This is a genomic window from Burkholderia sp. Tr-20355 (assembly GCF_017104685.1).
GTDB lineage: Bacteria > Pseudomonadota > Gammaproteobacteria > Burkholderiales > Burkholderiaceae > Burkholderia > Burkholderia seminalis.
In genome coordinates, this window is sequence record NZ_JAAGPK010000009.1 from 1 (window position 1) to 24,609 (window position 24,609).

Below are 24,609 nucleotides of genomic sequence, written 5' to 3' on the forward strand. Positions count from 1 at the left end.
TTGCCGGCCGACGCCGTAATCACGCCGCGCGCGAGCGCGTCCGCCGGAATGTGCGCCATCTTGTTGTACGCGCCGCGCAGCTTGAACGAGAACACCGGCTGGTTGTCCTCGCGCTTCAGGTAAACGGTGTTGTGCAAGCGGGCCGACAGATTGCGGGCCGGCTGGAGTTCGGTCTCGCGTGCGACGTCGTACACACGGGCCGTGAGGATTTTCTTGACGTAGTCGATCGGTGGTCGGGCCTGCTTGACAGGTGCGACGCAGGCGTCGGGCGAGCTGCGATACAAAGACACGGTCATTTCCTTTCGAGGGCGGGTTTGACATGCCCTGGGCGGAAATGAAAAACCCGCCTCAGGGGCGGGTTGTCGTCATTGAGCCGGATGCGCGCTAACCCACCATTCGAAGAATGGTGCGAATAATCAGCGCGATGGCGAATGTTCGGTGGCTCATGTCTTGAAGCATCAACCATTGCAGTGGCAGTTGTCAACCGTACGGAGCGAATGGGTGCCTGGGCCGATCGCCGACACTTCGCGCCGCGGTGCGCGCGTTACTTCGCCGCCAGCGCGCTCGCCACGCTTTTGTCGGTCCACGCGTTCTCTGCCACGCTCAGCTTCTGCGGAATCAGCTTCGCCGCATAAAACGCATCGGCCACCCCTTGCTGGACCGCGACGATCTTCTCGTCGACCGGCACCGCACCGAACGGCACGCGCTTGATCCACGTCTCGACGAGCGGCAGCGGCAGGCCGACCTTCGGCGCGATCAGCGCGGCGGTCTCCGACGGATGCCCGTTGACCCACAGGCCCGTTTCGCGCACCTGCTTCAGGATCGCGCCGACCACGTCCGCATGCCGTTGCGCGAAATCGCGCGTCGCTTCGTAGAAGTTGTTCGCCGGCGTCAGACCCGTGTAATCGGACAGCGTGCGAATCTTCAGCGAATTCTGCGCGGCCGCGTAGTACGGATCCCAGACTGCCCATGCATCGACGTTGCCGCTCTCGAACGCGGCGCGCGCGTCGGCCGGCGGCAGGTACACCGGGCGAATTTCGTCGTAGCGCACGCCGGCCTTCTTCAGCGCCTCGAGCAACAGGTAGTTCGCGCTCGAACCCTTCTGCAGCGCAACCTTCTTGCCGCGCAGGTCGCCGAGCGAACGGATCGGCGAATCGGCCTTCACGAATACCGCCTCGTTGTGCGGCGACGGCGGCTCCGCGCCGACGTACACGAAGCGCACGCCGGCCGCCTGCGCGAACACGGGCGGCGGCGCGCCGGTGTAGCCGAAATCGATGCTGTTCGCATTCAGCGCCTCGAGCAGTTGCGGGCCGGCCGGGAATTCGAACCATTGAACGTCGTAGCCGAGCGGCTTGAGGCGCGATTCGAGCGCGCCCTGCGCCTTGACGACCGACAACAGGCCGGCCTTCTGATAGCCGATGCGCACGACCTTGTCGGCGGCGCCTTGGGCGAAGCTGGACGTCGCGGCAAGCGCGACGAGTGTGACGGCGGCGGTGCGGGTGATCCAGCGGGTGAAACGAATCATCGAACGGACTCCATGCGAAACGTCTTCGGGGAGCGGCCGGTGCCGCTCGGTTGGAAGAATCGTCGCATGGGCGTTCGTGCCCGCAAACGAAGCATTGCCGATATGAATATGACGGCGGCGGTCCTATGCTTTGTCGCCGTCGCGTGCGGGATCGGATGTATCCGGCGCGCCGGACTGCCGCGCGGCTTCGTCGCTGAGCTTCTTGTCGAGGATCGTCGCGACGCGGCCGCCGAGATACGCGCCCGCCGCGGTTTCGAGCGCGCGGTTCGTCTCGCCTTCGACGAACACGGCCGCGAGCGGGCGCAGGCGCCAGATCGCGTCGACGAGTTCGGGCACGTCGGTGGCCGGCGGCAGCGTGCCGGCGTCGTAGCGGTCGAGCCGCTTCACGACGAGATCGACGAGCAGCCGCGCGATCGCGTCGAAGTGCGGCCGGGCGAGACTGATCACGTCGAGCAGCTCGCGCGGCGGAATGCCTTCCTTCGTCATCGCGGCCGCCGCCTCGAGCAGCGCGGGGCTCTTCGCGACGAACGACAGGCCGCGCCGTTCGAGCAGCCCGAGCTCGGTCACGCGCGACAGCTGCGTGGTCGCCTGCGGGCCGAACATCTGCGCGAGCGCGGCGAGCGAATAGGTCTTCGGCAACTCGTGCGACCAGCGGCCGCCGATCGCGTTTTCGAGGCCGAGGATCGAGCGCAGGTCGTGGCCCTCGTCGATCGCCTTGATCAGGTCCTGGATGTTCGACAGCGTGTAGCCGCGCGCGAGCAAATGGTTGATCAGCTTCAGGCGCGCGACGTGCGTATCGTCGTAGATGCCGACGCGCCCGCGTTTCTCCGGCGGCGCGAGCAAGCCGCGATCCTGGTACGCGCGGACGTTGCGCACGGTGGTGTCGGACACGCGCGCGAGTTCGTCGACCGTGTACTCGTTGCGGGAATCCGGCGCAGCCTCGTCGGGCGTGGAATGAGTCTGTTTTGACATGCGGGCATTCTAGCGCGACGCGGCGGGTCAGGGCGAGGCGGGGAGCGTGTGCGCGCCGCCGCCGAGCGGCCGTTGCAGCAGCGCCGTGTCGATCCAGCGGCCGTGCTTGAAACCGACCGCTTTCAGCACGCCGGCCGGTTCGAAGCCGAATGCGTGGTGCAGCGAGGTCGAGCCGCCGGTGCCGCCGTCGGCGATCACCGCGATCATCTGCCGCCACGGGCCTTGCTCGCAGCGCGCGATCAGCGCCGCGAGCAACGCGCGGCCGATCCCGCGCCCGCGCTGCGCATCGTCGATGTAGATCGAATCCTCGATCGCGAAGCGGTACGCGCTGCGCGTGCGGTACGGCGTGGCATACGCGTAGCCGGCCACGCGGCCGTCGCATTCCGCGACGAGATACGGCAGTCCTTGGCGCAGCACCGCGTCGCGACGCGCGCGCAGTTCGGCGACGTCGGGCGGCGTTTCCTCGAACGACGCGACGCTGTGGTGCACGTGGTGCGCATAGATCGCGTGGATCGCATCGAGGTCGGTGTCGACGGCGTCGCGAACGACGCAGGCAGGAGCAGTGGACATGGCGGAGGCGGCGGAGAAATGAAAACGTTACTATGCCGCTCGCCGTGCGGCTTGGCAAAGCTGTCGGGCAAATTACGGTGTCGGCTGTCTACAGCCGTCCGTCCGCCGCGTGAACCGCATCGGCGATCGCTTCGGCGACGCGCTGCACGCGCGGCGACCGGCGCACGTCCGGGTGAACGACGAGCCAGATCTCGCGCTCGATGTCGCAACGCGGGGCGTCGGTCAGCTCGACGAGCGGCGCAGCGACGCGGGCGGCCGGATCGTCGACGAGAAACCTAGGCAGCAGCGCGACGCCGGCCCCGGCGGCGCACGCGCGATGCTGCGCGGCGAGGTCGTTGGCGATGAACGCGAAACGGCGCCCGGCCGCGAAGCGTTCGAGCCATTGCTGCTGCGGCGTTTGCGCGAGCGCGTCGTCGTAGCCGACGAACGGCCAGGTGTCGGGCGGCGCGTCGGCCCATTCCGGTGCCGCGCACAGCGCGAAACGCATCGTGCCGAGCCGGCGCGCGGCGAGTCCCGGCTCGCTCGGCCGCGACAGCCGCACCGCGAGATCGGCCTCGCGCGCATACAGGTTCGCCGCATGCATCTCGCCCAGCAGGTCGATCCGCAGTGCCGGCCACGCACGCTGTGCCCGGGCCAGGCGCGGCGCGAGGAAATGGCTGGCGAACACGGGCGACGCCGACACGCGCACTACACCGTCGAGCGCCGCGGCCCCTTGCGCGGCGCGCGCGAATGCATGTGCGTCGGCTTCGAGGCGCGCGGCGTGTTCGGCGAGGTGCAGCCCTTCGTCGGTCGGCGGCCAGCCGCGCGGCAGCCGGTCGAACAGCCGGATCCCGAGCGCCGACTCCAGCGCGTCGATGCGCCGCGCGACCGTCGAGTGCTGGACCTGCAGCGCCCGCGCGGCGGCCGACAGGCTGCCGCCCCGCATCACCGCGAGGAAGTAGCGGACGTCGTCCCAGCTCATCGGCAGCGCGGATGCTGGGGCGGAATCCGGATCGGTCGAATTTTGCACAGTAAATGGGCGATTAACGTGAATTCCGCTCGATTATGCACGATGGGATGATCGCATCACATCATTCGAAAGCGAGGAACGTCATGACCCAGACTGCCCATGCCATCCGGATCGGGATCGACCGTTACGGCGACGCCGGCGTACTGCGCCGCGTCGATGCGCCCGTCGCGCCGCCCGGCGCCGGCGAAGTGCGGATTCGCCAGACCGCGATCGGCGTGAACTTCGTCGACATCTATTTCAGGACGGGGGCGCACGCATTGCCCGCGCTGCCGGACGCCCTCGGTGTCGAAGCGGCCGGTGTGATCGACGCGGTCGGGCCGGGCGTGACCGATCTCGTGCCCGGCCAGCGCGTCGCGTACGCGGGGATGCCGACCGGCAGCTATGCGAACCTGCGCACGATGCCGGCCGGCCGCGTACTGCCGATTCCCGACAACCTGAGCGACGCAGCCGCCGCTGCCGGACTGCTGAAGGGGATCACCGTCTACATGCTGATGCATCGCGTCCGCCAGGTCGGCGCCGGCGACACGGTGCTCGTGCACGCGGCGGCCGGCGGCGTCGGGCTGCTGGCGACGCAGTGGGCGCGCGCGCTCGGCGCGCGGGTGATCGGCACGGTCGGGTCGGCCGCGAAGGCCGCGCTCGTGCGCACGCACGGCGCCGACGCGGTGGTCGATTATCGCGAGGAGGATTTCGTCGCGGCGGCGCGTGCGTTCGGCGGTGGCGCGGGGGTCGATTACGCGATCGACGGAATCGGTGGCGACGTGCTGACGCGCACGCTCGGCGCGGTCCGTCCGTTCGGGATGGTCGCGAGCATCGGGCAGGTGGCCGCGATCGGCACGCGGCAGACGTTCGATCTCGACGAACTGGGCCCGGCCCGTTCGATCGCGCTCGCGCGGCCGAGCGTGCTCGGCTTCATCGCGCGCGACGTCGACGGATATCGGGACGCCGCGCGCGCGACGCTCGACCGGCTGGCCGGCGGCATGCATGTCGAGATCGGCGCGCGGCTGCCGCTCGAACAGGCGGCCGACGCGCACCGGCTGCTGGAGTCGCGCGCGACGACGGGCGGTGTTGTGCTGCTGCCATGACGGCGGTCGCGCGCCGATCGCGAGGCGGCCCGCCGGTCGCGTCGTGATTCGCCGAACGCTCAGTGGTGCTTGCGCAGCGGCGCATCCTCGACGAACCACGCGAGCACGAACGCGATCGCGATCACCGTCGCAGCCGACAGATACACGACATGCAGCGACCCGGCGAACGCGTGCAGATACGCATCGCGCACCGCGTCGGGCAACTGGTGCACGGCGGCCGGGCCGAGCGCGGGCGGCAACGCCGTGCCGGCCGGCAGCGCGTGCATCATCCGCGACTGCAGCCCGTGCGAGAACAGCGCGCCGAACGCGGCGACACCGAGCGAGCCGCCGATCGAGCGGAACAGCGTCGCGCCCGACGTCGCGACGCCCATGTGCCGGAATTCGACCGTGTTCTGCACGGCGAGCGTGAGCACGGGCATCACCATGCCGAGCCCGATCCCGAGCAGCGCCATGTACGCATACATCGTGTGCAGCGGCGTGTCGAGCGTGAGCGTCGCCAGCAGCGCCGTCGCGACGCCGCCGATCAGCGTCCCCGCGATCGGGAACATCCGGTACGAACCGAGCCGCGAGATCAGCCGGCCGCTGACGATCGACGTCACGAGCATTCCGCCCATCATCGGCAGCAACTGCAGGCCGGCCTGCGACGGCGTCGAGCCTTTCACGACCTGCAGGTAGAGCGGGATGAACGTGACCGAGCCGAACAGCGCGACACCGACCACGAAGCCGATCAGGCTGACCAGCACGAAGGTGCGATGGCGAAACAGTTCGAGCGGCATGATCGGCTCGGCCGCGAGGCGCTCTTCGTAGACGAAGCCGCCGATCGCGACGACGCCTAGCACGAGCGTCATCCACAGTTGCGGCGATGTCCATGGCAGCAGCGAGCCGCCTTCGCTCGTGAACAGGATCACGCAGGTGAGGGCGGTCGCGAGGAACGCGGCGCCCATGTAGTCGATCCGGTGCTTCACCTGCGCGGTGTGCGGCCGGAACGCCACGCCGATCACCGCGAGCGCGAGCAAGCCGAGCGGCAGGTTGATCGTGAAGATCCAGCGCCACGACAGGTGCTCGACCAGGAAGCCGCCGAGCAGCGGGCCGACGATCGTCGCGAGGCCGTAGACGCCGCCGAACATCCCCTGGTAACGCGCGCGGCGATCGGGCGGGACCAGATCGCCGATCGCGGCCATCGTGACGACCATCAGGCCGCCGCCGCCGAGTCCTTGCAGCGCGCGCAGCACGATCAGCTGCGTCATGTCCTGCGCGACGCCGCACAGCGCGGAGCCCGCGAGAAACAGCACGATCGCGGCCTGCAGCACGATCTTGCGGCCGTACAGGTCGCCGAGCTTGCCGTACAGCGGCAGCACGACGGTGGACGACAGCAGGTACGCGGTGACGACCCACGACAGCTGGTCGAGCCCGCCGAGCTCGCCGACGATCGTCGGCAGCGCAGTCGACACGATCGTCTGGTCGAGCGCGGACAGCAGCATGACCAGCAGCAGCGCGGCGACGATCAGGCCGGTCGGCGCGTCCCGGCGCGCCGTTTCGACGGCCGGAGGAGTGAGGAGGGTGTCGCTTGTCATCGATATGTCTGCCATGGCAGGGAATTGAATCGAAATATAGCCATGGATGATTGCCTAGTCAATTTCTGCCCGGCCTTGATATGTTGCAGGCGTAACAGGAGATTGCCGGCACGAAAAATTGACCGGGATCAGACGAGAAACGGGGGCGGACTCAAGTTTTTTGCAGGCAAACCGTAATACAGAGTGCTGCGGACCGATTGCCGCGGCACTTTTCACCGCTCACGTGCCGTCATGAACCTGAACGCCCTGTTTTCCCGTTTCTCGATCCGTACGCGGATCTTCTCCACGCTCGGCCTCGTTGCCCTGCTGCTCGTCGTGTCGGGGCTGATCGGCCTCGCCGGCATGCAGAGCTCGAACCGCGCGCTCGACGAGGCCTACACGCAGCAACTGGCTGCGAAGACCGCGCTGTCCGCGGCGAGCCTGAACCTGACGATCGTGCGCACGACGCTCGATCGCGCGCTGCTGCATCCGGAAGCGCCGGACGTGCCGGATCTCGTCAAGAAGGCCGAGAACTATCTCGCGAAGGCCGACGCGGCCTGGCGCAACTACGCGGCGATGCCGCACGACGGCGACGAAGGCCCGCTTGCGAGCCGCCTCGACGCCGCGCGCCAGGCGCTGATCGGGCAGGCACTGAAGCCGCTGATCGATGCGATCCGCGAAGGCCGGCGCGACGAGGCCGACCGGCTGCTGATGTCGGTTGCGCCGCCGCTGTCGGTCGCGCTCACGCAGGCGACCGATGCGCTCGACGCATACCAGGTCGCGCGCGGCAAGGACGTGTACGACACCGCGCAGACCTATTACGGCTGGATGCGCATGGGCGCGATCGCGGGCATCGCGTTCGGCCTGGCCGCGTGTCTCGGCTGCGCGATCGGCCTGCATTTCGCGATCACGCAGCCGGTGAACCGGCTGCTGTCGCATTTCCGCCGCCTGTCGGAGGGCGACCTGACGTCGGAAGTGCGCTGGTCGTCGCACGACGAAATGGCCGAGCTGGTGAAGGGCGTGACGGGCATGCAGCGCAGCCTCGCGGATACGGTGCGCCAGGTCAGCCAGGGTTCCGAAGCGATCTCGACGGCGACGCACCAGATCGCGGCCGGCAACACCGACCTGTCGCAGCGCACCGAGGAGCAGGCATCGGCGCTGCAGGAGACGGCCGCGAGCATGGAGCAGCTGACGGCGACCGTGAAGCAGAACGCCGACCACGCGCTCGAGGCGCAGGCCTGCGCGGACAGTGCGAGCGAGATCGCGACGCGCGGCGCGACCGTGGTGGGCGAGGTGATCGGCACGATGAACGAGATCGACCAGAGCTCGCAGAAGGTTGCCGACATCATCGGCACGATCGAGGGCATCGCGTTCCAGACCAACATTCTTGCGCTGAATGCGGCGGTCGAAGCCGCGCGCGCCGGCGAGCAGGGCCGCGGTTTTGCGGTGGTCGCGGGCGAGGTGCGCACGCTCGCGCAGCGCTCGGCGTCCGCGGCGAAGGAAATCCGCACGCTGATCGGCGAATCGGTCGAACGCGTCGCGACCGGCTCGCGGCTCGTCGGCATGGCCGGCACGACGATGCAGGACATCCAGCAGGCGATCGGGCGCGTGACGGGCATCATGACGGAGATCGCGGCCGCATCGGGCGAGCAGCGCGACGGGATCGAGCAGGTGAACCGCGCGGTGTCGCAGATGGATCAGGTGTCGCAGCAGAACGCCGCGCTCGTCGAGCAGGCTGCGGCCGCCGCGGCGTCGCTCGAGGAACAGGCCGACGGGTTGCGTCGCGCGGTGGGCGCGTTCCGGGTGGCTTGATGGCCCGTCGAGAAGTGAAGCCCCGGTAACGGGGCTTTATTCTTTTATAAATCGCGATTTTCTGGCGTGCCTTTAAAACAGGGGCAATCTGGCGCGAAGCCAATCCCACCTGGATGGCGGAATCGTCAGATGTTTTTCGTAACGCGATTTGCCGGTCAAATCGATGTAGCGAACCAGGTTGCCCTCGTAATCCAGGGGCGGGTGGAAGACGTTTCCGTGATGCCAGTTGACGGAGAAATATCGTCGAGCGAGAAGCTCGCCGTCTTCGCTGAATACTCTTAGCTCTATATTGTCGTTCGCTGCGTCCTGGTCGTTTCCGCCGGTGCCGCACATCTTGAATCGGTACGGAACGCCATTCATGTTCTTTACGCCGCCGTCCAGTGTCTCCGGATGGTCGTAGAAATCGCATCGCCCGTAGGTGGGGCGACTGAAATGAATGATCAAGCCTGCGGCTATGTAAATGCTAAAGGCTAGGCTAATGTATCTGATGGCTCTATTCTGCATATTTCGCCAAGATTGAGATCGATTGGTTTTTTCAACTTCAAATAAACTGGGTTTGAATATATCGCGAAGTCTCTGCCTCGGTGATGTTTCTCACGCCAGCGGCTGTAGTCTGCATTGTGGATTGGAAAGTAAACATCGGAATTTCTGAATTTTCCGATCCAACCCCTTCGCGTGTCTACAGGTTTGTTGATGTTTCTCGACCAAATGCCGATGTCGGAATCTCGTTTTGGAGAGCTTGATCCAGTGAGAATCGATCCGGGGGCAATGATGACTCCGTGCTTGTTCCAGTGCCCTAAGTATTGCTTTCCGTTGAATGAATAGTTGTCTTTCACATATGCATAGATGTGGGTGATTTTTCCGGCGACGTCAAGGCAGTAATAATTTCCCGATTTCTCGTATTTTAAATATTTTTCGCTTGAAATTTCAACTTTTCCGATGGCGACATAAATATTGAAGTTCGCCAGCGCTCCTGTGAGATCGGTTGGGGCGAGATTTTCCAGGGTGTCCCAGTTGCCTATTGGCGCCAGCTGAAATTGCCAATCGTTGTGAAATTTCTGTAAATTGGATGTAAATGGAGTGGTACTGAAGTCGGACGTTGGATTTCTTTCGAAAAAGAGTTTCTTGAGGAAGGATTTTGTGATGTCTGATGCCGTCCGGATGGATCGCTCGCTATAGATGTCGCTTGCCAGAAGTTTTTCGTATTTTCTTTTGACACTTCCGAATTTCAATGCCCAGTCGAGAGTAACGACATTGTCGTTCAGCGGCTGGGTTGATGTCGGGTCATCGTTGTAAATATGCGCATCACCCGCAAACCAGATTCGCGCAAGTTTGGCTGAAACCTTCCAGCCCAAATTGTCCATCGCGATTGGTACGTCCTGGAGATCGAAAGGCGGCGGGTTTTCGCAAGCTTCCGATTCCGCCTGTCTCGGCGATCCTTGGGTTGTTGGTTGATCGGCTTGCGGCGGCGGTTGGGGGGCCGCAGAGGGCTTGGGAGCAGTCGAGGGCCTGGAAATCGGCTTGGGAGGCGGTGGCGGCTTTTCCCCCGGTGCGAGCCGGTCGAGCGAGACACCCCTTTGGGTATCAAGCGGAATGCACCCTTGGGAACCCTTGTATTCCTTCAGCTCCGATCCGAACCACCCCTTTTTCGGCTTGTAGTAAGCCACCTTTTTTACGTCGGCCATGGACTATCCCGTTTGCAACGAATAGCCGGGCATCGTAAAAGCCGGCGGCAAGCGGATAAACCGTCAGCAGTGGCCGAAACAGGGCGAAACGCGGGGGGACAAGGGGGCGAAGCAGGAAGAAATGTGCCCGATTGTGTCGGCGACCGTCATGTCGGAGATCGTCCCCAAGCCGGGCGCGCCGTCCCGCCGCGTTATCCCGCCGCGAGTTGCGCGGCCGCGCGCGACGACGCGACGATCAGCAGCTTCATCGTCGCCCGCGTCGCGCCGACGAACAGCTTGCGCGCGGCACGCGCGTCGAGCGTGTCGAAGTCGACCTCGGTGAGGATCACGCACGGCGCCGACTGGCCCTTGAAGCGATAGATCGAATCGAGCAGCACGTCGCCTTCGCGATATTCGGGGTTGCCGAACAGGTCGTACTTGCCGGTGAAGCTCTTGATCCGGTGCGGGCCGAGCTGGTCGAGCGGCGCGAGCACCGAGCCTTCGCGGCCGCGATACGACAGTACCGCGATGTCCTGCTTGCGGAAGCCGAGTGACAGCGCCTGCGTGACCGCACGCTTGGTCGCGTCGATACAGGCTTCCGCCAATGCGTCGGCCGACGCGCCTGGTTCCCCGTATGCCGATACCGACGGATCCGAACCGTCGAACGGGCTGCCCGAGCGCAGCTCGGCCGCGAGCGGCTCGACGCGGCCGACGACGTCGCGCACGAATTCGAGCAGGTCGCGCGGGCTGCGGTAGTTCGTCAGCGCCTTCAGCGTGACCCAGCCGGGCAGTGCGACGGGCTCGCGCATGTACAGATTCTGCAGCGGATCCTCCAGCCACCACCATGCGCCGTCCGGCGCCAGCAAGCGCTCCAGTGCGGCCGCCCACGGCGCGTGGAAATCCTGTCCTTCGTCGACGACCAGCACGTCGAAGCGCCAGCGCTCGGGAATCGGCGCTTCCGCGAAACGCGCTTCGAGCCGCTCGAATTCGCCGGGCGCCTGGAAGTCGGGCGTATAACTGCCGTCGCGCGCGACCCAGTCGCACAGCTGGTGGTAGTTCGCGATCTTCGCGCCGGGCGGCGCGATGCGCGCGATGTAGTCGGCGAGCGGCCGGTTGAAGCACACGTACAGCACGCGCTGGCCGGCCGCGACGGCGTCGCGCATCGCCTGCACCGCGAGCTGCGTCTTGCCCGAGCCGGCCGTACCGGTGACGCGCAGCCGGAACGGCGCGAATTCGAGCTGGCGCGCCCACGCGGCGAGCCCGCCCGACAGCCGCGTGACGAGCGTGCCGGCCTGCCCGACGAGCGTGCTCGTGTCGGGCGTGAGCGCGAGCTCGTCCGCGAGGAAATGGTGGAGTTTCGGCGCGTTCGGAAAGGGCTCATCGTCCTCGGGCAGGATCTGCAGGATCACGTGCGCGAGCTGGGCCTTGCGCGATGCGTCGACGATACGGTCGGCCGGGACGCCCGCGATCGACGCATCGCGGATCGAGTAGTCGGGGCAGTACAGCAGCGCCTCGACGCCGTAGACGCCCGCGCCGAGCGCGGCCGTCAGGCGCCGGTGCAGCGTCTCCTGCGTGCGCGCAAGCTGGATCGGGACATTGCGCTCTTTCTGCAGGTAGACCTTCACGAGCCCCTTGGGCGTTTCGCGCAGGAAGCCGGCCTTCTGCTCGATCAGCAGCACGCGGCCGGCCGGGCTCACGACGACGAACGCCGCTTCGCCGAATACCGAGAACGCCTGGTCGGCGCGCGTCCAGTGGACGCCGTGATACACGGTGTAGCTGTCGGGCAGCGCGTGTTCGAGCGCGGCGAGCGTTTCGCGCTCGCGTTCGGCCGCGCCGGTCGCGGCGAGGCTTTTCCAGTCGTCGGGGATGAGGCGGGCCATGGCGTGGGCGGCGGATGCCGGCGTGGGCGTGAACAGGTGCGGCTATTGTACTGATGAACCTGTTCATGCCCGCGGCGCCGCGCGTGCGTTGGCCGCTCGAAGGGCGGCCGGGCGGAGGTTATCCGCGCGCGAGCCGTTTCGCGAGATCGGCGCTGAGAATCGCCATGCGCGCGGGTTTTTCGTAGCAGACGACGTCGAACGCGCGGATCACTTCGCTGATGTCGGCCTCGCTCGCGCGGCCGGTGAGCAGGTCGCCCGTCAGCACGAAAATCGGCGCGCCCGGGTTGTCGGACGTGCGCACGGCCTTGATCGCGGTGGCGGCCGTGCTGTCGTCGAACAGCCATTCGGTCAGCACGGCGTCGAACGCCTGGCCCTGCAGCGCGTCGACGAACGGCGCGAGGCCGTCGAACGAGGCCGTCGAGAAACCCTGCCGTTCGAGGTAGCGGCATAGCTCGGTCGCGCTCACGCGGTCGGGGTCGATCACCGCGACGACGAGCTTGTCGCTCTCCGCGCGGCGCGGATAGATTTCGATCTTGTGCACGTCGTACGCGTTTTGATACAGCACGCCGGTGTGGCGCAGCACGCGCCAGCGGCCGTTCTGTTCGTACGCGACGAACTCGGGGCGCGCACCGGCCTCGAGCGGCGCGCCGATCCATGCGGTGCACGGAATCTCGGCGACGCCCGCATACAGGACGGCCTCCTGCGAATAGGCGCCGACCATGCCGGGGTCGAGCGTTTGCGCGCCGAACAGCTGCGCGGCGGGTTCGCCGTACGCTTCGGCGACTTTCTTGATCTGCGCGAGCGTCCAGGGGCTGCTGCCGCGCAGTTTGCGATGGCCTTGCGAGAAACTCAGGTCGAGGATGCGGCACAGCTCGGTGGTCTGCTGGCGCTTGCCGATGCCGTTGCGGGTCATCAGCTCGCGCACGCGCTCGGCAACCGCGAGGGAATCCGTGGTGATTGCTTCAGTGGTCATGCTACGGGAACGGATCGTGACGTTCAGAACGACGCCTTGCGGCAGTCTCGACGGACAGTCTTCATGACGTCCAATGGCGAGCCGACCGGCCACGCGCGGAAAAGATAACTTTACCGCAAAATGGTCGTCATTCAGTGTCGCGTAAGGTGCGTTTGTGTGAAAGGTGTGTCACGACGTTACCGCCGCGCCCCCTCATCTCGTATGGATTAACGCTTGACAGGAAGCAATGACGACAACCTATCCGCTGCACGATGCCCTGACCCGCGCCGAAACGGCGTTTCCGGCCGAAGCCGACGTCGTGATCACCGGCGCCGGCATCATGGGCTGCGCCGCCGCGTATTACCTGAGCCTGCGCGGGTTGAAGGCCGTCGTGCTCGACAAGTCGCGCATCGCCGGGCAGCAGTCGACACGCGCCTGGGGCTTCGTGCGGCAGCAGGGCCGCGAGTCGGCCGAGGTGCCGCTGATGATGGCCGGCATGCGAATCTGGGAAGGGTTAGAGGAAACCCTCGGTTTCGATCTCGAATGGCGGCAGGGCGGCTGTCTTTATATTGCGGACAACGAAGCGGACTGGTCGTCGTTCAACGCGTGGCTCGCCATTGCGCGTGAGCACGGGCTCGACACGCGCACGCTCACCCGCGCGCAGATCGACGAACGCGTCAGCGGCCTTTCGCCGCAGGCGCGTACGCTCGGCGGGTTGTATACCGCGACCGACGGGCAGGCCGAGCCGCGTCGCGTGGCCGCCGCGTTCGCCGCGCGCGCCACCGAGGGCGGGGCGCGTTTCTTCGAAGGCTGCGGCGTGACGGCGATCGAGACGGCCGGCGGCGCGGTCGTCGGCGTCGCGACCGAACGCGGCACGATCCGCACGCGGCGCGTGATCTGCGCGGCCGGCGCGACCAGCTTCCGGCTGCTCGACGGCGTCGGCATCCGGCTGCCGCAGCAGGCCGTGCGCGGCACCTGCATGCGCACCAACGTGGTGCCGCCGGTGTCGGCGGCGACGGTGTGGGGGCATGGCCTCGGCATCCGGCAGCGCAAGAACGGCGCGATCAACCTCGCCGACGACATGCAGGTCGACGTGGACCTGACGCTCGGCCATTTGCGCGGGTTGAGCCTGTTCTGGCCGGAGTTCTGGTCGCAGCGCGACAAATTCCGGTTGCACGTGAATGCGGCGGCGTGGCGCGATGGGCTTGCACGCATCAACGGCGCGGCCGGGCCGATCGAGCCGCGCGATCCGCAGCCGCAGCCGAACCGCGCGCATGCGCCGCGCGCGCTCGCGAAGCTCAAGGCGATCTTCCCCGCGTTGAAGGATGCGCAGATCGTCGAGGCGTGGGCCGGCCTGATCGACGTGCTGCCCGACGGCATCCCGGTGATCGACGCGCCGGGCACGCCCGCGGGGCTCGCGATCGCAACGGGGTTCTGCGGGCACGGTTTCGCGATGGGGCCGATCGTCGGCCGGCTGCTCGCCGAATGGATCGACACGGGCGCGCCGTCGCTCGACCTGTCGGCGTTTCGCGCGCAGCGCTTCGTCGACGGCACGATGGTGCGGCCGCGCAGCATGCTGTGACGGCCGGGTGCGCGCGTTCCCGTCGTAGAATCGAGCCCGCATCCTTCAGGAGAATCCCCGTTGGCAACGCCCTCCGACCAGCGCCGCTCGTTGCGCATGCGCCTGCGTCGCGCCCGCAACCCGTGGCAGGCGCCGCGTGCGCGCACGCTGTTCACGCGTCCCGCGACGTCGCCGCGGCGCACGCTGCTGTTCCGCATCGGCGCGGTCGCGCTGCTGTGCACGCTCGCGTTCGTCGTGCTGTACCTCGATCGCGACGGCTTGCGCGATTCGACCAAGAGCACGCCGATGACCGTCGCCGATCTCGTGTACTTCACGATGGTGACGGTGGCGACGGTCGGCTACGGCGACATCGTGCCCGTCACCGAGCGGGCGCGCCTGCTCGATGCGTTCTTCATCGTGCCGATCCGCATCGTCATCTGGTTCATTTTCCTGGGCACGGCCTATCAGTTCGTGATCCAGCGCGTCATCGAGGAATTCCGCATGAAACGCCTGCAAAAGCAACTGTCCGATCACATCGTCGTGTGCGGTTACGGCCTGTCGGGGTCGATCGCGGTGCGCGAGCTGCTGGAAAGCGGCGTCGATCCGGCGACGATCATCGTGATCGACTCGCAGCAGCAGGCGCTCGAGGCCGCGACGTCGCTCGGCGTGACGGGATTGCTCGGCGATCCCGCCCATGAGGATCTGCTGCAGCAGGCGCAGGTGCGCGCGGCGAAGGCCGTGATCATTTCGGTGACCGACGATCCGACCGCGATCCTGCTGACGCTGTCGGTGCGCAGCATCGCGCCCGATACGAAGATCGTCGTGCGAATCCAGGAGAACCTGTATCAGCGGCAACTGCGGCAGGCCGGCGCGGACGTGATCGTGTCGTCGACGAAGATCGGCGCGCTGCTGCTCGCGGACGCGGTGCACAGCCGCTACATCGTGCCGTTCGTCAACGACATGCTGTCGACGCGCGGGCGGGCGACGCTGATCGAGCGCGAGGCGCTGCCGCACGAGATCGGCTGCATGACGAACGTCGTGCCGGGCGCGATCGTGGTCGGGCTCGACCGCTGCGGGAAGATCCAGTCGTTCTACGAGGATCCGCCGTGCCGGATCGAGGCGGGCGATACGCTGGTGGTGATTCAGTCGGCGCGGATTCCGGATCCGGATGTTTGATGATTGATTGTTACTGTAAATTCAATTAATTCAATGGGTTGTGGTTGTTTTTCAAGATGGCGTGTCGTTTTTGTCATTGTGTAGGCGTCGTGTAGGCATTCGGGAGTGACATCGGTCTACGTAGATCCTCGTGGAATCGATGCCTCCGAATCGGGTTCGACGGCCGTCAGTCCGAAGCAGCATGTTTTTCAACGATTTTGATAACTTGACCAATCCATTTACATCCGGGTTACGTCTCGATATCTGATGTGGTTAAAGCGATTGCCAACTGTATAGCCCCACCTCCCATGTAGGAGACGTTGGTACAGCCGTTGCACGATGCAAATCGATTCCTAATCGACGTTGGCAATGCTTCTGTCGCTGGCAAAGAGCTGTTGACGTGGTTAGAGCGGCACAAGATGCGAGATCTTTTGTCGCCGCCGCAGGTCACGCGCGTGCTGGGCCTGAACATGTCACGGATGAACCTGCACTTCGACGGCTACCCCGGCGGGTGCGTGATGACCGTCGCGCTGGACGGAGACGTCAAGTACAAGCTGCTCCGGTGCGTGACGCCGGTGAGCGACGGCAAGAACGTCATGCACATGCTGATCTCGATCCGGAAGGTGGGCGGCGTCCTGCGCCGCGCGACCGACTACCTGCTGTTCGGGCTCCAGACCCGGCAGGCCTCGGGGTACGACGTCAAGATCTGGAACGGGATGAAGCCGGACGGCTGCGGCGCGTACGGCAAATACGACAAGCTCGTGCTCAAGTACCGCGCGCTCTACCGGGGCTGGGCCGACCGCGTCGGCCGGTAGCGTTGCCGCGGTGATGCCGAGGGCCGCCAGCGGCATCGATATGCCCGATACGCGATGACGAGATGGCCAGATCGCGCCCGATCGGCGATTTTATCGATCGAAGCGAATGCGGGCGTGCTCGCGCGTAGGCACGCCCGCCGCATGTGCCGCGGCGTGGATAAATCGCGGTTAAAGGCAGGCTGTAAGGCAATCGAATTCGGTATTCAAAGCAATCGGTACCCATGATAGCGCGGCGCTGCAAACGTGTGCGGCCATGGTGCGCGTCACGCCTGTTGCGACGTACCGAGGGAGTCGAATGCCATACGCAGGTCATCTTGGGCCGGGATAATCCAGGAACTCCGCCGGTGATTTCGATCTCGGTATGTGGCTCCGGTTCGATTGGGCAACGGCATCATCCGATCTCGCCGCGAATGTCCGTCGAAATGCCTTCGTCGTCTTTACGATGTCGCATCAAAACATAAATTTATGTAAGAACATAAAATTTATCAATGGGCATGGTAATTTAAAAAAGAAGAACAAACGGGGAAATAATAAGTATGGCCAAGTCGGAAAAAGCATCCGGGTTGATGCTTGTCGCTAGTTTCATCGGCTCTTCCGCGATCAATGGCTGCAATGCGCTGCGCTTGCAGCCATTTGCGGTGCGGGTCTTGTGTGTGCTGGCAATCACGTGCTGTTTTTTCGTCGCCTATCGAGGCGAAGTGGTGCCGTCCGGGGCGAAGGCCGAGAGCACGGATTGCTTCGAATATTGCTCGGACATACACGGCATGGGCGCACTTCAAGCCGCCCTCGTACTGGCTGCCGACAAGGCCGCCGGTTTCAGAATCGCCACGCGCTTGCAGATGCCGCGTATCACGGACGCGGGCCATCGCCGGCATGGGCGTCGGCAAACGATGAGTGCGCAAACGACCTCCACTTCATCGTGGTTGCTGCATGCACGTGCTCCGATGGAGCGCGACGGCCGCGTGCAGATGGACGGACGTCTGTCGGCTTTCGACACCATCCGCTAGGTCTTACCTGTGCTGTGCCGGGGCGGCGTGTGCCGGCATTGCTTTACGTCCGGAACGACACGAATTGAATCACCCACCCAGAGCAAGCGCGGCCTCCGTGCTCGCCGTCCGCGGCAGCGTGGCCGCGATCTTGTGCAGCGCAGCGCTTGCGTTCGTTTCGCTGCACGTCATGGCGGCCGATACCCCGGCAGTTCCATCCTCGTCGGGCGCACTACGTGCGAACGTCGCGTTTTTCGACGGCGCGCAGCCGCCCGAAGCGTTGCTGCAAGCGTTCGACGCGGTGGTGCTCGATCCGGCCCGAGGCTTCGATCCGGCAACGCACCGGCTCGCGCACACCGTTTGGATCGCGCACGTACCGCATGACGCGTCGGGCTCGGCCCTTGGGCCGGCTGCGTTTGTCTCGCAGCGCATCGAGCCGCTGTGGGCGCGCGGTTATCGCGGCTTCCTGCTCGACACGCCGGAGGCGATCGCATCGAGTGAGGCAATTCATGCGGCCTATCCTGACGCGCGGCTGATCGTCGGCGGTCACGATGCGCTGCGTGCGGCGCAATCGCATGCGAATGTGCTTTACGCGGTACTTGGTCCGCCGCTGGTACGCGGTTTCGTGGACGGCGACGATATGGGTATGGTACGCGACGTCGCCGCTGCAGACCGTGCCGCACGCGCCGACGCGGCACGGATTTTCATGCGTGAGACGCACGTGCCGGTGTTGTCGATCGAGATCTGCGAGCGCACCGACCGTGCATGTGCACGCGCGACGGCCGCGCAGGTCGTCGCGACCGGCGTGACGCCGTACGTGACGGACGCCGGCCGTGACGTCGTCGGCATCGGTGCGATCGAAGTGCTGCCTCGCAAGGTGCTGATCGTGCAGAACCGCGACGCCGATACGCCGGTGGACGAAACGCGCGGCGTGCGCGACCTCGCGATGCCGCTCAACTATTTCGGCTACGACGTCGAATACGCGGATCTCGACGCGCCGCTGCCGGCCGATATCACCCCGGACCGTTACGCGGGCGTCGTCGCCTGGATCGAAGGCGCGGAGCCCGCCGACCCGGCGAGATGGCGGCGCTGGATCGATGCGCGCATCGCGGATCACGTGCCGGTCGCCTTCATGGGACAGTTCGGTTTCGACGCCGCGCAGGAAGAGGGCGCGGCACTCGATCTGCAGCCGGTGCCCGGCCCGTTCACGGCGCCGCTCAGCGTCGTGACGCGCGATCCGATGATGCACTTCGAGATCGATCCGAGGCCGGATGCGCGCGATCTCGTCGGGATGCGGGTCGGCTCGCGCAGCCGCGTGCTGTTGCGGCTCGCGGCGGCCGGCACGAACATCGACGCGGCCGCGATCACGCCGTGGGGCGGCTATACGCTGAGTCCGTACACGGTCGTTTCGCTGAACGGCATCGGGCAGACGCGTTGGGCGATCCAGCCGATCTCGTTCGTGACCGACGCGCTGCGTCTCGTGCGGATGCCGTCGCCGAGCGTCACGACGGAGAACGGCCGCCGCCTGTTCATGACGCACGTCGACGGCGACGGCTATGCGTCGCGCGCGGAATTCCCCGGTGCCGATTATTCGGGAGACGCACTCTATCGACGTATCTTCACGCGCTACAAAGTGCCGATGACGTTGTCGGTCATCGAAGGCGAAGTGGGGCCGACAGGCCTGTATCCGAAACTGTCGCCGCGCCTCGAGGCGCTCGCGCGGCAGATGTTCGCGCTGCCGTGGGTGCAGATCGGTTCGCACACCTACTCGCATCCGTTCCAGATGGCCGACCTCGATGCGACGACGGGCGCACGCGTCGACCACCGGAACAACGTCGAGCGCGGCAACGGCGGCGATACGGCGTTCTCGCTGGATATCCCGGGCTACACGTTCGATCTCGACCGCGAGATCGCCGGCTCGATCGCCTACATCGACTCGCGTCTCGCGCCGCCGGGCAAGCGTACCGAAGTGCTGCAATGGCCGGGCGACTGCGAGCCGCCCGCGATCGCCGTGCGCAAGGCCTATGCGGCCGGCGTGCAGAACATCAACGGCGGCGACACGATCATCCGCAAGTCGGTGAACAGCTGGACCCATATCGCGCCGCTCGGCATCGACAAAGGGCCGGGCGCGTACCAGGTATACGCGCCGGACCAGGACGAGAACGTTTACACGAACGACTGGCAGGGCCCGTTTTATGGTTTCACGCAGGTACTCGAAACCTACGACATGACGGAGCATCCGTATCGCTTCAAACCGATCGACGTGTACTACCACATGTACAGCGGCACGAAGATCGCGTCGCTGCGCGCGCTGGATCAGATCTACTCGACCGTGCTGACGCAGCCGGTGCTGCCCGTCTACATCACCGATTACACGCACAAGGTGCTGGACTGGCGCGATTTCGCGGTCGCGCGTGAAATGGCCGGCGGCGCATGGGTCGTGCGCGGCAACGGCGACGTGCGCGAGTTGCACTGGCCGCGCAACGACGTGCCGGACCTGCGTGCATCGCAGGGCGTGACAGGTTATGCGCCCGGCCCGGACGGCCTCTATATCCATATTGGCGACGGCGCCGCACGTGTCGTGTTCGAGCGCGCCACGGAGAGCGGACTGCGCGGCGGAGCGCAATCGCATGGCCCGGGCGGGACACCGTACATCGCGCAAGCGAACGGATTCGTCCGGCACTTCCACCGTACCGCCGACGGGATGTCGTTCGAGTTCGGCGGCTACTACCAGCCGTTCGTCGAGCTTGCCGACGCGCAGCGCTGCCGTGTGCGCATCGCGGGCCGACCGATCGATGCACGGCACGACGGAACGGTTCTCCGTTTCGAAACGGCGGCCGACGTCCGTCTGCCGATGCGCTACCAGCCGGTCGAGATTGCGTGTGACCGGTAATCGCCCGCGTATCGCGCCGCCATGGCTCGTGCTGGTGCTGGCAGGCGTCGTGCTGCTGGCTGGCTATGCGGTTGCACCTCATGACGGGCTGCGTGAGCGGATGGCCGCGGTGGGCGGCCCGAGCGATCTGAGCGCGGCGTATCTCGAAGCATGGTTGAAAGTGCGGCCGCGCGACGAAGCGCTACTGGCGATGCTCGGTGAGCAATATGTGTCGCTGGGCCGGCTCGCGGATGCGGGGCGGGTCGTTCAACGGATGGACGAGGCGGCTTCCCCGCCCCTGCGGCAGGCCGCGATGAAGCTGCAGCTCGCGATCGCGCAGCAACGCACGAACGAGATGCAGGCCGACGATCCGCGCCGTTCCGTTGCGCTTGCCGCACTGCGCCGGCAGATCTCCGATGCTGCCGCGCTCGACTGGTCCGATCGCGATCTCGAATGGTTCGCGCAATCCGCGGCATCGGTCGGTGCCCCCGCGCTCGCGCTGCGGTTCTATGTGCGCCTCGCACGGCGCGACACTGCACATCGCGACAAGTGGGACGGATACGTGTCGCGCTACGCGTTGCAGATCGGCGACTACCAGGAGGCGGCCGACAGCTGGTTCCGGCGTCAGCAGAACGCGACGACGCTCGGCGCGCAGCGTCGCTGCTTCATCGCCGGCATTCGTGTGCTGCAGGCCGGCAATCTGACCGCCGATGCAATCGCGGTTGCGCAGCGCCAGAACGACGCGTTCATCGACGATCAGCCGACGCTTGTCGCGTTGCTCGATCTCGCACGGGCGGCGCAGCGGCCGGACCTGATCGAGCGGTATGCGAAGGCGTTGGCGCGGCGCGCGGGGATCGGCGGGATTGCCTATCGGAGCAGGCGCGCGGAGCGCGTGCTCGCCATGCCGGCGGTTCACCGGTCGGGTTCGACGCAGCAGGCGTACGCCTATCTGGACGGTCCGATGGTCTGGGGTGGCGCACGTCGCGGTCGCGTCGCGCGGCAGCTCCGGGCAGGCCATGACGGCCATGGCCCGTTCATCGATGCGGCGCAAGCGCAAGTCACCGCACCGACGCAACCGCGGGCGCACATCGTGAAGGTCGCGCTGCAACGGCGCGACGCAATGATGCGCTTCGTCGACGCGACGCAGGTATCGAATCATGCGAGAGCCGTGCAACTTCCGTCGCCGCCGGCTGCCGATGGGGCGGACATTGCCGATCTTCTCTATCAGTCGTTCCTGGAGTCCGCCGATCCCGCCAATGCGGAGAAGGTCGCGCTCGCGCAGCTCGCCAAGGAACCGCATTCGGCGCTGTGGCGCAAGCGCCTTGCACAGGTGGCCGAATGGAACGGGGCGTCGCAGCTCGCGCTGAAGTCGTGGCTCGACTATGCGCGACAAACGGGCGACCCCGTCGGCTGGCGGAACGTTCGGCGCATCGCCCCGATGCTGGACGACGACGACGCCTACCTGGCCGCTTTGCTGTACACGGCACGGGCGACGCCCGACGATCTCAAGCTCGTCGATTCCATCACCGCAACGTATGAGCGTCTCGGGCGGCCGGACGACGCGATCGCGTTCCTCGACGGTCTGCCGCACGGCCGTGAAGCGAACGCGCTCGACGAACGCGCCGGTGCGCTCGCGGAACGTGCCGGCCACGATGACGAGGCACTCGCGATCTACCGTCGGTTGCAACGGCGCGAGCCGCGCAATCCGCGCTACGCGCTGCACACCGCCAATGTGCTGTATCGCGACGGTGACTACGCGGGCGCACTCGATGCAATGACGAATGCGAGCCGTTACGCGCAGGACGGCGAAGTGGCGTTCTGGCGCAACTACGGCGAACTCGCGCGCCTGCTGCAACGTGACGACGCGGCGCACGACGCGTATCGTCATCTGCTGGCGAGCGATGCGGCAACGCCCGACGATCTGGCCGACATGTCGTACTTCTACGATGCGTACCCGATCGACGCCGGCCGTATCTCGGTGCTGCACTACCGGCGCGACCATACCGTGCGCGCGCTGCAGCAGGCGGTTTACTACTACACCGCAGCCGGCGCGATGGAACGCATCGACGCGCTGCTCGCGAGCCTCACGCCGCGGGAGCGCGAGGCAGCCGAGGCGTCGCCGGGTTTTCTCGGCGTACGTGCCGAGTACGAGCGGCAAGCGGGCCGTCCGCTCGATGCGTTGCACGATCTGCAGCGTGCGGTCGATCTGCCGGGCGCATCGGTGGATCTGAATGCGGCGCTATTGTGGACGCTGGTCGATTACGGCACGGATGCCGAGTTGCATGCGGCGCTCGTGCGCTGGCGCGACAAGGCTTCGGCTGACGCGCCGCTGTGGGGACCGTACGCCGCGGCCGAACTCCGTCTGAACCGGCCCGTCGATGCGCTCGAATATCTGCGCCGTCAGGCCGTGATGATGTCGCACGATCCGCTGTGGCTGATCACGTACGCCGATGCGCAGGAAATGGCGGGACGTCCGGATCTCGCGTGGTCGATTCGTCGCAAGGTGTGGCTGCAGATCGGCGCATTCGGCCGGAAAGAGGCCTGGCAGACGCCGCGGGAACGGGATGCACGGTCCTCGCCGCCGCGACGGACGACGCAGGAGCGGCAAGCGTCGCAACCCATCCAACGCGGTGTTCCGGCACGTACGTCGCAGGACATCGAGACGCACCTGGAGCTGCGCAGCCGCGGCGTCGATCTGGCTGCGCAATATTCGAACGCCGACCACGCGGTCGCGCTGCTCGACGAACTGCTGAAGGACGGCTCGGCGGCTGCCGATTTCATCAGCGAACGCCGTACCTTGCTCGGCGATGCACGCGGTCTTTCGCCGCTCGAATCGTCGGCGCGGGGCAGCACGAAATCGACACGGGACATGCTGGAAAAAGACCGCCGTGCGTACGCCGCGGTCGCGCAGGAGGTGGCGATTAGCTGGGCGCTGTCGCACGAGGCGAATCCGCTGGCGAAGCGGTGGCTCGCGTTGCAGGCGGCGAACCTGTTCGCACGGCCGGCGTCCGCGCAATTGACCGTCGCGCTAGCCGACGGCGACATCGGGACGATGGAACGTCTGCTCGATCAGGGCGTGCACCTGCCGCGCTACGACCGTATCGATGCGGCCGAAGCCGTCGACCGGCCGGCGCAAGCACAAACGCTCGCGTTCGATGGCCTCGATGGCGCGCCCGACGACAGCGAAATGCATCGGCGTTTCGTCGAAACCGCGCTCGCGTGGCCGCAGTCGCTCGACGCGAGCATGACGACCTACGCCGAACGTCCGCTCGATTACAGCGAGCAGACGATCGCGGCAAGCCGCAAGATCGCCGGGCATTACCTGATCGGCATGACCGCCACGCTGGACCTCCAGCGATCGACGGACGCGTCGCAACTGGTCAACGTGCCGTCGGCGGACCGCTCGCTGGTGGTCCATGTCCGTCGGCAGACGCGTGACGATGCGTTCACGGTAAGTGCGGGCCGCCGCGAAGGACTCGACACCTTCTATACGATCGGACTCGGCGCGGAATTCGGACGCGACGGACCGCTGCGGTTCGGCATACGTGCGGGTCGCGATCAGGTCGCCGACGAGCTGCCGGCGTTGCGCATCGGCGGGATGAAGGACAACCTGATCGCCGATGGAAACTGGCAGGCGAACGAATGCGTGACGGTGTCCGGCAGTGTCGAGATGGACCGCTTCTACAGCCAGGCGCGTACCTATCTCGGTAGCGGCGTGCTGTCGACCGCGCAGGTGAGCTACCGAATTCGTACGGCGTACCCGGACTATACGATCCGCGTCGTCGGCACGCACGGCGCTTACGGTGCGGGGGGGCGGGCGGACACGCTGATTTCGTCGCTTCTGCCTGCCGCGAGCCGGTCGGCCTCCGCCGGAAACTTCATGCCGGCCACGTACACGCAATACGGATTGTTCGCGGGGTTCGGGACCGATCTGCGCGAACGGTACACGCATCGGTGGCGGCCGTTTCTCGAGGTTGGCGTCGTGCACGATTCGATTCAGGGCGGCGGAGCGGCCATCGATGCCGGCATGGCGGGCTCGGTGTTCGGCGGGGACCACGCCGCATTGTTCATCCAGCACCAGCGTGTATCACGCCTCGGTACGCCCGTGACGGTGGTCGGCGCGCAATACCGCTGGTTTTATTGATTCCGGTTTCCGTCGTTGCGCGGCGCGAACGGAACGACGCACACGATGATGCATACA

General features: G+C 66.1%; 17 protein-coding genes and 1 pseudogene. 8 read left to right on the forward strand and 10 right to left on the reverse strand.

Annotated elements, in window-relative coordinates; translation table 11 throughout:
* The 5 genes from G3N62_RS03445 to G3N62_RS03465 all read right to left on the reverse strand — a co-directional run.
* On the reverse strand, window positions 1–296 hold a 296-nt coding region (locus G3N62_RS03445), incomplete at its 3' end, for a pyridoxal-phosphate dependent enzyme (protein WP_226103995.1).
* A 248-nt stretch (window positions 297–544) separates the two neighbouring features.
* Window positions 545–1,525, reverse strand: a complete 981-nt coding sequence (locus G3N62_RS03450; RefSeq protein WP_034187990.1) for a sulfonate ABC transporter substrate-binding protein — start codon at window positions 1,523–1,525, stop codon at window positions 545–547.
* A gap of 123 nt (window positions 1,526–1,648) precedes the next feature.
* The gene (locus G3N62_RS03455) at window positions 1,649–2,497 is read right to left on the reverse strand and encodes a MerR family transcriptional regulator (RefSeq protein ID WP_034187989.1); all 849 of its coding nucleotides are present in this window, start codon (window positions 2,495–2,497) and stop codon (window positions 1,649–1,651) included.
* A gap of 27 nt (window positions 2,498–2,524) precedes the next feature.
* Window positions 2,525–3,067 (reverse strand): GNAT family N-acetyltransferase, encoded by a 543-nt coding sequence (locus tag G3N62_RS03460; RefSeq protein ID WP_034187988.1) that lies wholly within the window; start codon window positions 3,065–3,067, stop codon window positions 2,525–2,527.
* 88 nt (window positions 3,068–3,155) lie between these two features.
* Window positions 3,156–4,028 (reverse strand): LysR family transcriptional regulator, encoded by an 873-nt coding sequence (locus tag G3N62_RS03465; RefSeq protein WP_069704782.1) that lies wholly within the window; start codon window positions 4,026–4,028, stop codon window positions 3,156–3,158.
* Window positions 4,029–4,159: 131 nt separating this feature from the next.
* Between G3N62_RS03465 and G3N62_RS03470 the strand changes: the two genes are divergently transcribed.
* Window positions 4,160–5,158, forward strand: a complete 999-nt coding sequence (locus G3N62_RS03470; RefSeq protein WP_034187986.1) for a quinone oxidoreductase — start codon at window positions 4,160–4,162, stop codon at window positions 5,156–5,158.
* 59 nt (window positions 5,159–5,217) lie between these two features.
* On the opposite strand, the gene G3N62_RS03475 is transcribed toward G3N62_RS03470, so the two are convergent.
* Window positions 5,218–6,732 (reverse strand): MDR family MFS transporter, encoded by a 1,515-nt coding sequence (locus G3N62_RS03475; RefSeq protein WP_124671185.1) that lies wholly within the window; start codon window positions 6,730–6,732, stop codon window positions 5,218–5,220.
* A gap of 231 nt (window positions 6,733–6,963) precedes the next feature.
* Between G3N62_RS03475 and G3N62_RS03480 the strand changes: the two genes are divergently transcribed.
* The gene (locus G3N62_RS03480; protein WP_034187984.1) at window positions 6,964–8,523 is read left to right on the forward strand and encodes a methyl-accepting chemotaxis protein; all 1,560 of its coding nucleotides are present in this window, start codon (window positions 6,964–6,966) and stop codon (window positions 8,521–8,523) included.
* Between the two features lie 72 nt (window positions 8,524–8,595).
* Here G3N62_RS03480 and G3N62_RS03485 read toward each other — a convergent pair whose 3' ends face one another.
* The 4 genes from G3N62_RS03485 to G3N62_RS03500 form a co-directional block, all read right to left on the reverse strand.
* A complete protein-coding gene (locus G3N62_RS03485) occupies window positions 8,596–8,967 on the reverse strand; it encodes a hypothetical protein (protein ID WP_226103996.1) in 372 nt (123 codons plus the stop codon).
* Window positions 8,968–8,993: 26 nt separating this feature from the next.
* Window positions 8,994–10,208 (reverse strand): DUF6402 family protein, encoded by a 1,215-nt coding sequence (locus G3N62_RS03490; RefSeq protein ID WP_185733137.1) that lies wholly within the window; start codon window positions 10,206–10,208, stop codon window positions 8,994–8,996.
* A 191-nt stretch (window positions 10,209–10,399) separates the two neighbouring features.
* Entirely contained in the window at window positions 10,400–12,067 is a 1,668-nt protein-coding gene (locus G3N62_RS03495) for an ATP-dependent helicase (protein WP_124671184.1), read from the reverse strand.
* A gap of 118 nt (window positions 12,068–12,185) precedes the next feature.
* Window positions 12,186–13,040: a helix-turn-helix domain-containing protein gene (locus G3N62_RS03500; RefSeq protein WP_034187982.1), complete on the reverse strand. Its 855-nt coding sequence runs from the start codon at window positions 13,038–13,040 to the stop codon at window positions 12,186–12,188.
* 226 nt (window positions 13,041–13,266) lie between these two features.
* On the opposite strand from G3N62_RS03500, the gene G3N62_RS03505 reads away from it, so the two are divergent.
* From G3N62_RS03505 to G3N62_RS03525, 6 genes and pseudogenes are all read left to right on the forward strand, one after another.
* Window positions 13,267–14,601: an FAD-binding oxidoreductase gene (locus G3N62_RS03505; RefSeq protein ID WP_124671183.1), complete on the forward strand. Its 1,335-nt coding sequence runs from the start codon at window positions 13,267–13,269 to the stop codon at window positions 14,599–14,601.
* 60 nt (window positions 14,602–14,661) lie between these two features.
* Complete coding sequence (locus G3N62_RS03510) at window positions 14,662–15,756, forward strand: potassium channel protein (RefSeq protein ID WP_034187980.1); 1,095 nt, start codon at window positions 14,662–14,664, stop codon at window positions 15,754–15,756.
* 425 nt (window positions 15,757–16,181) lie between these two features.
* Window positions 16,182–16,550: pseudogene (locus G3N62_RS03515) on the forward strand (2Fe-2S ferredoxin); the annotation flags it as partial.
* A 536-nt stretch (window positions 16,551–17,086) separates the two neighbouring features.
* Window positions 17,087–17,557, forward strand: coding sequence for a hypothetical protein (locus tag G3N62_RS03520; RefSeq protein ID WP_124671182.1), 471 nt, complete (start codon window positions 17,087–17,089; stop codon window positions 17,555–17,557).
* Window positions 17,558–17,726: 169 nt separating this feature from the next.
* Entirely contained in the window at window positions 17,727–20,429 is a 2,703-nt protein-coding gene (locus G3N62_RS35815; protein ID WP_241012835.1) for a sugar ABC transporter, read from the forward strand.
* On the forward strand, window positions 20,419–24,552 hold the full coding sequence (locus G3N62_RS03525) for a tetratricopeptide repeat protein (RefSeq protein WP_346778200.1): 4,134 nt from the start codon (window positions 20,419–20,421) through the stop codon (window positions 24,550–24,552). The genes G3N62_RS35815 and G3N62_RS03525 overlap by 11 nt, the downstream gene beginning before the upstream one ends.
* Window positions 24,553–24,609: the final 57 nt, after the last annotated feature.

Coding starts and splice junctions, on each gene's coding strand:
- G3N62_RS03495 (WP_124671184.1), bottom strand. CDS start 12,067: ATGGCCCGCCTCATCCCCGACGACTGGAAAAGCCTCGCCGCGACCGGC.
- G3N62_RS03450 (WP_034187990.1), bottom strand. CDS start 1,525: ATGATTCGTTTCACCCGCTGGATCACCCGCACCGCCGCCGTCACACTC.
- G3N62_RS03470 (WP_034187986.1), top strand. CDS start 4,160: ATGACCCAGACTGCCCATGCCATCCGGATCGGGATCGACCGTTACGGC.
- G3N62_RS03520 (WP_124671182.1), top strand. CDS start 17,087: ATGGCCAAGTCGGAAAAAGCATCCGGGTTGATGCTTGTCGCTAGTTTC.
- G3N62_RS03490 (WP_185733137.1), bottom strand. CDS start 10,208: ATGGCCGACGTAAAAAAGGTGGCTTACTACAAGCCGAAAAAGGGGTGG.
- G3N62_RS35815 (WP_241012835.1), top strand. CDS start 17,727: ATGGCGGCCGATACCCCGGCAGTTCCATCCTCGTCGGGCGCACTACGT.
- G3N62_RS03475 (WP_124671185.1), bottom strand. CDS start 6,732: ATGACAAGCGACACCCTCCTCACTCCTCCGGCCGTCGAAACGGCGCGC.
- G3N62_RS03505 (WP_124671183.1), top strand. CDS start 13,267: ATGACGACAACCTATCCGCTGCACGATGCCCTGACCCGCGCCGAAACG.
- G3N62_RS03460 (WP_034187988.1), bottom strand. CDS start 3,067: ATGTCCACTGCTCCTGCCTGCGTCGTTCGCGACGCCGTCGACACCGAC.
- G3N62_RS03500 (WP_034187982.1), bottom strand. CDS start 13,040: ATGACCACTGAAGCAATCACCACGGATTCCCTCGCGGTTGCCGAGCGC.
- G3N62_RS03465 (WP_069704782.1), bottom strand. CDS start 4,028: ATGAGCTGGGACGACGTCCGCTACTTCCTCGCGGTGATGCGGGGCGGC.
- G3N62_RS03455 (WP_034187989.1), bottom strand. CDS start 2,497: ATGTCAAAACAGACTCATTCCACGCCCGACGAGGCTGCGCCGGATTCC.
- G3N62_RS03480 (WP_034187984.1), top strand. CDS start 6,964: ATGAACCTGAACGCCCTGTTTTCCCGTTTCTCGATCCGTACGCGGATC.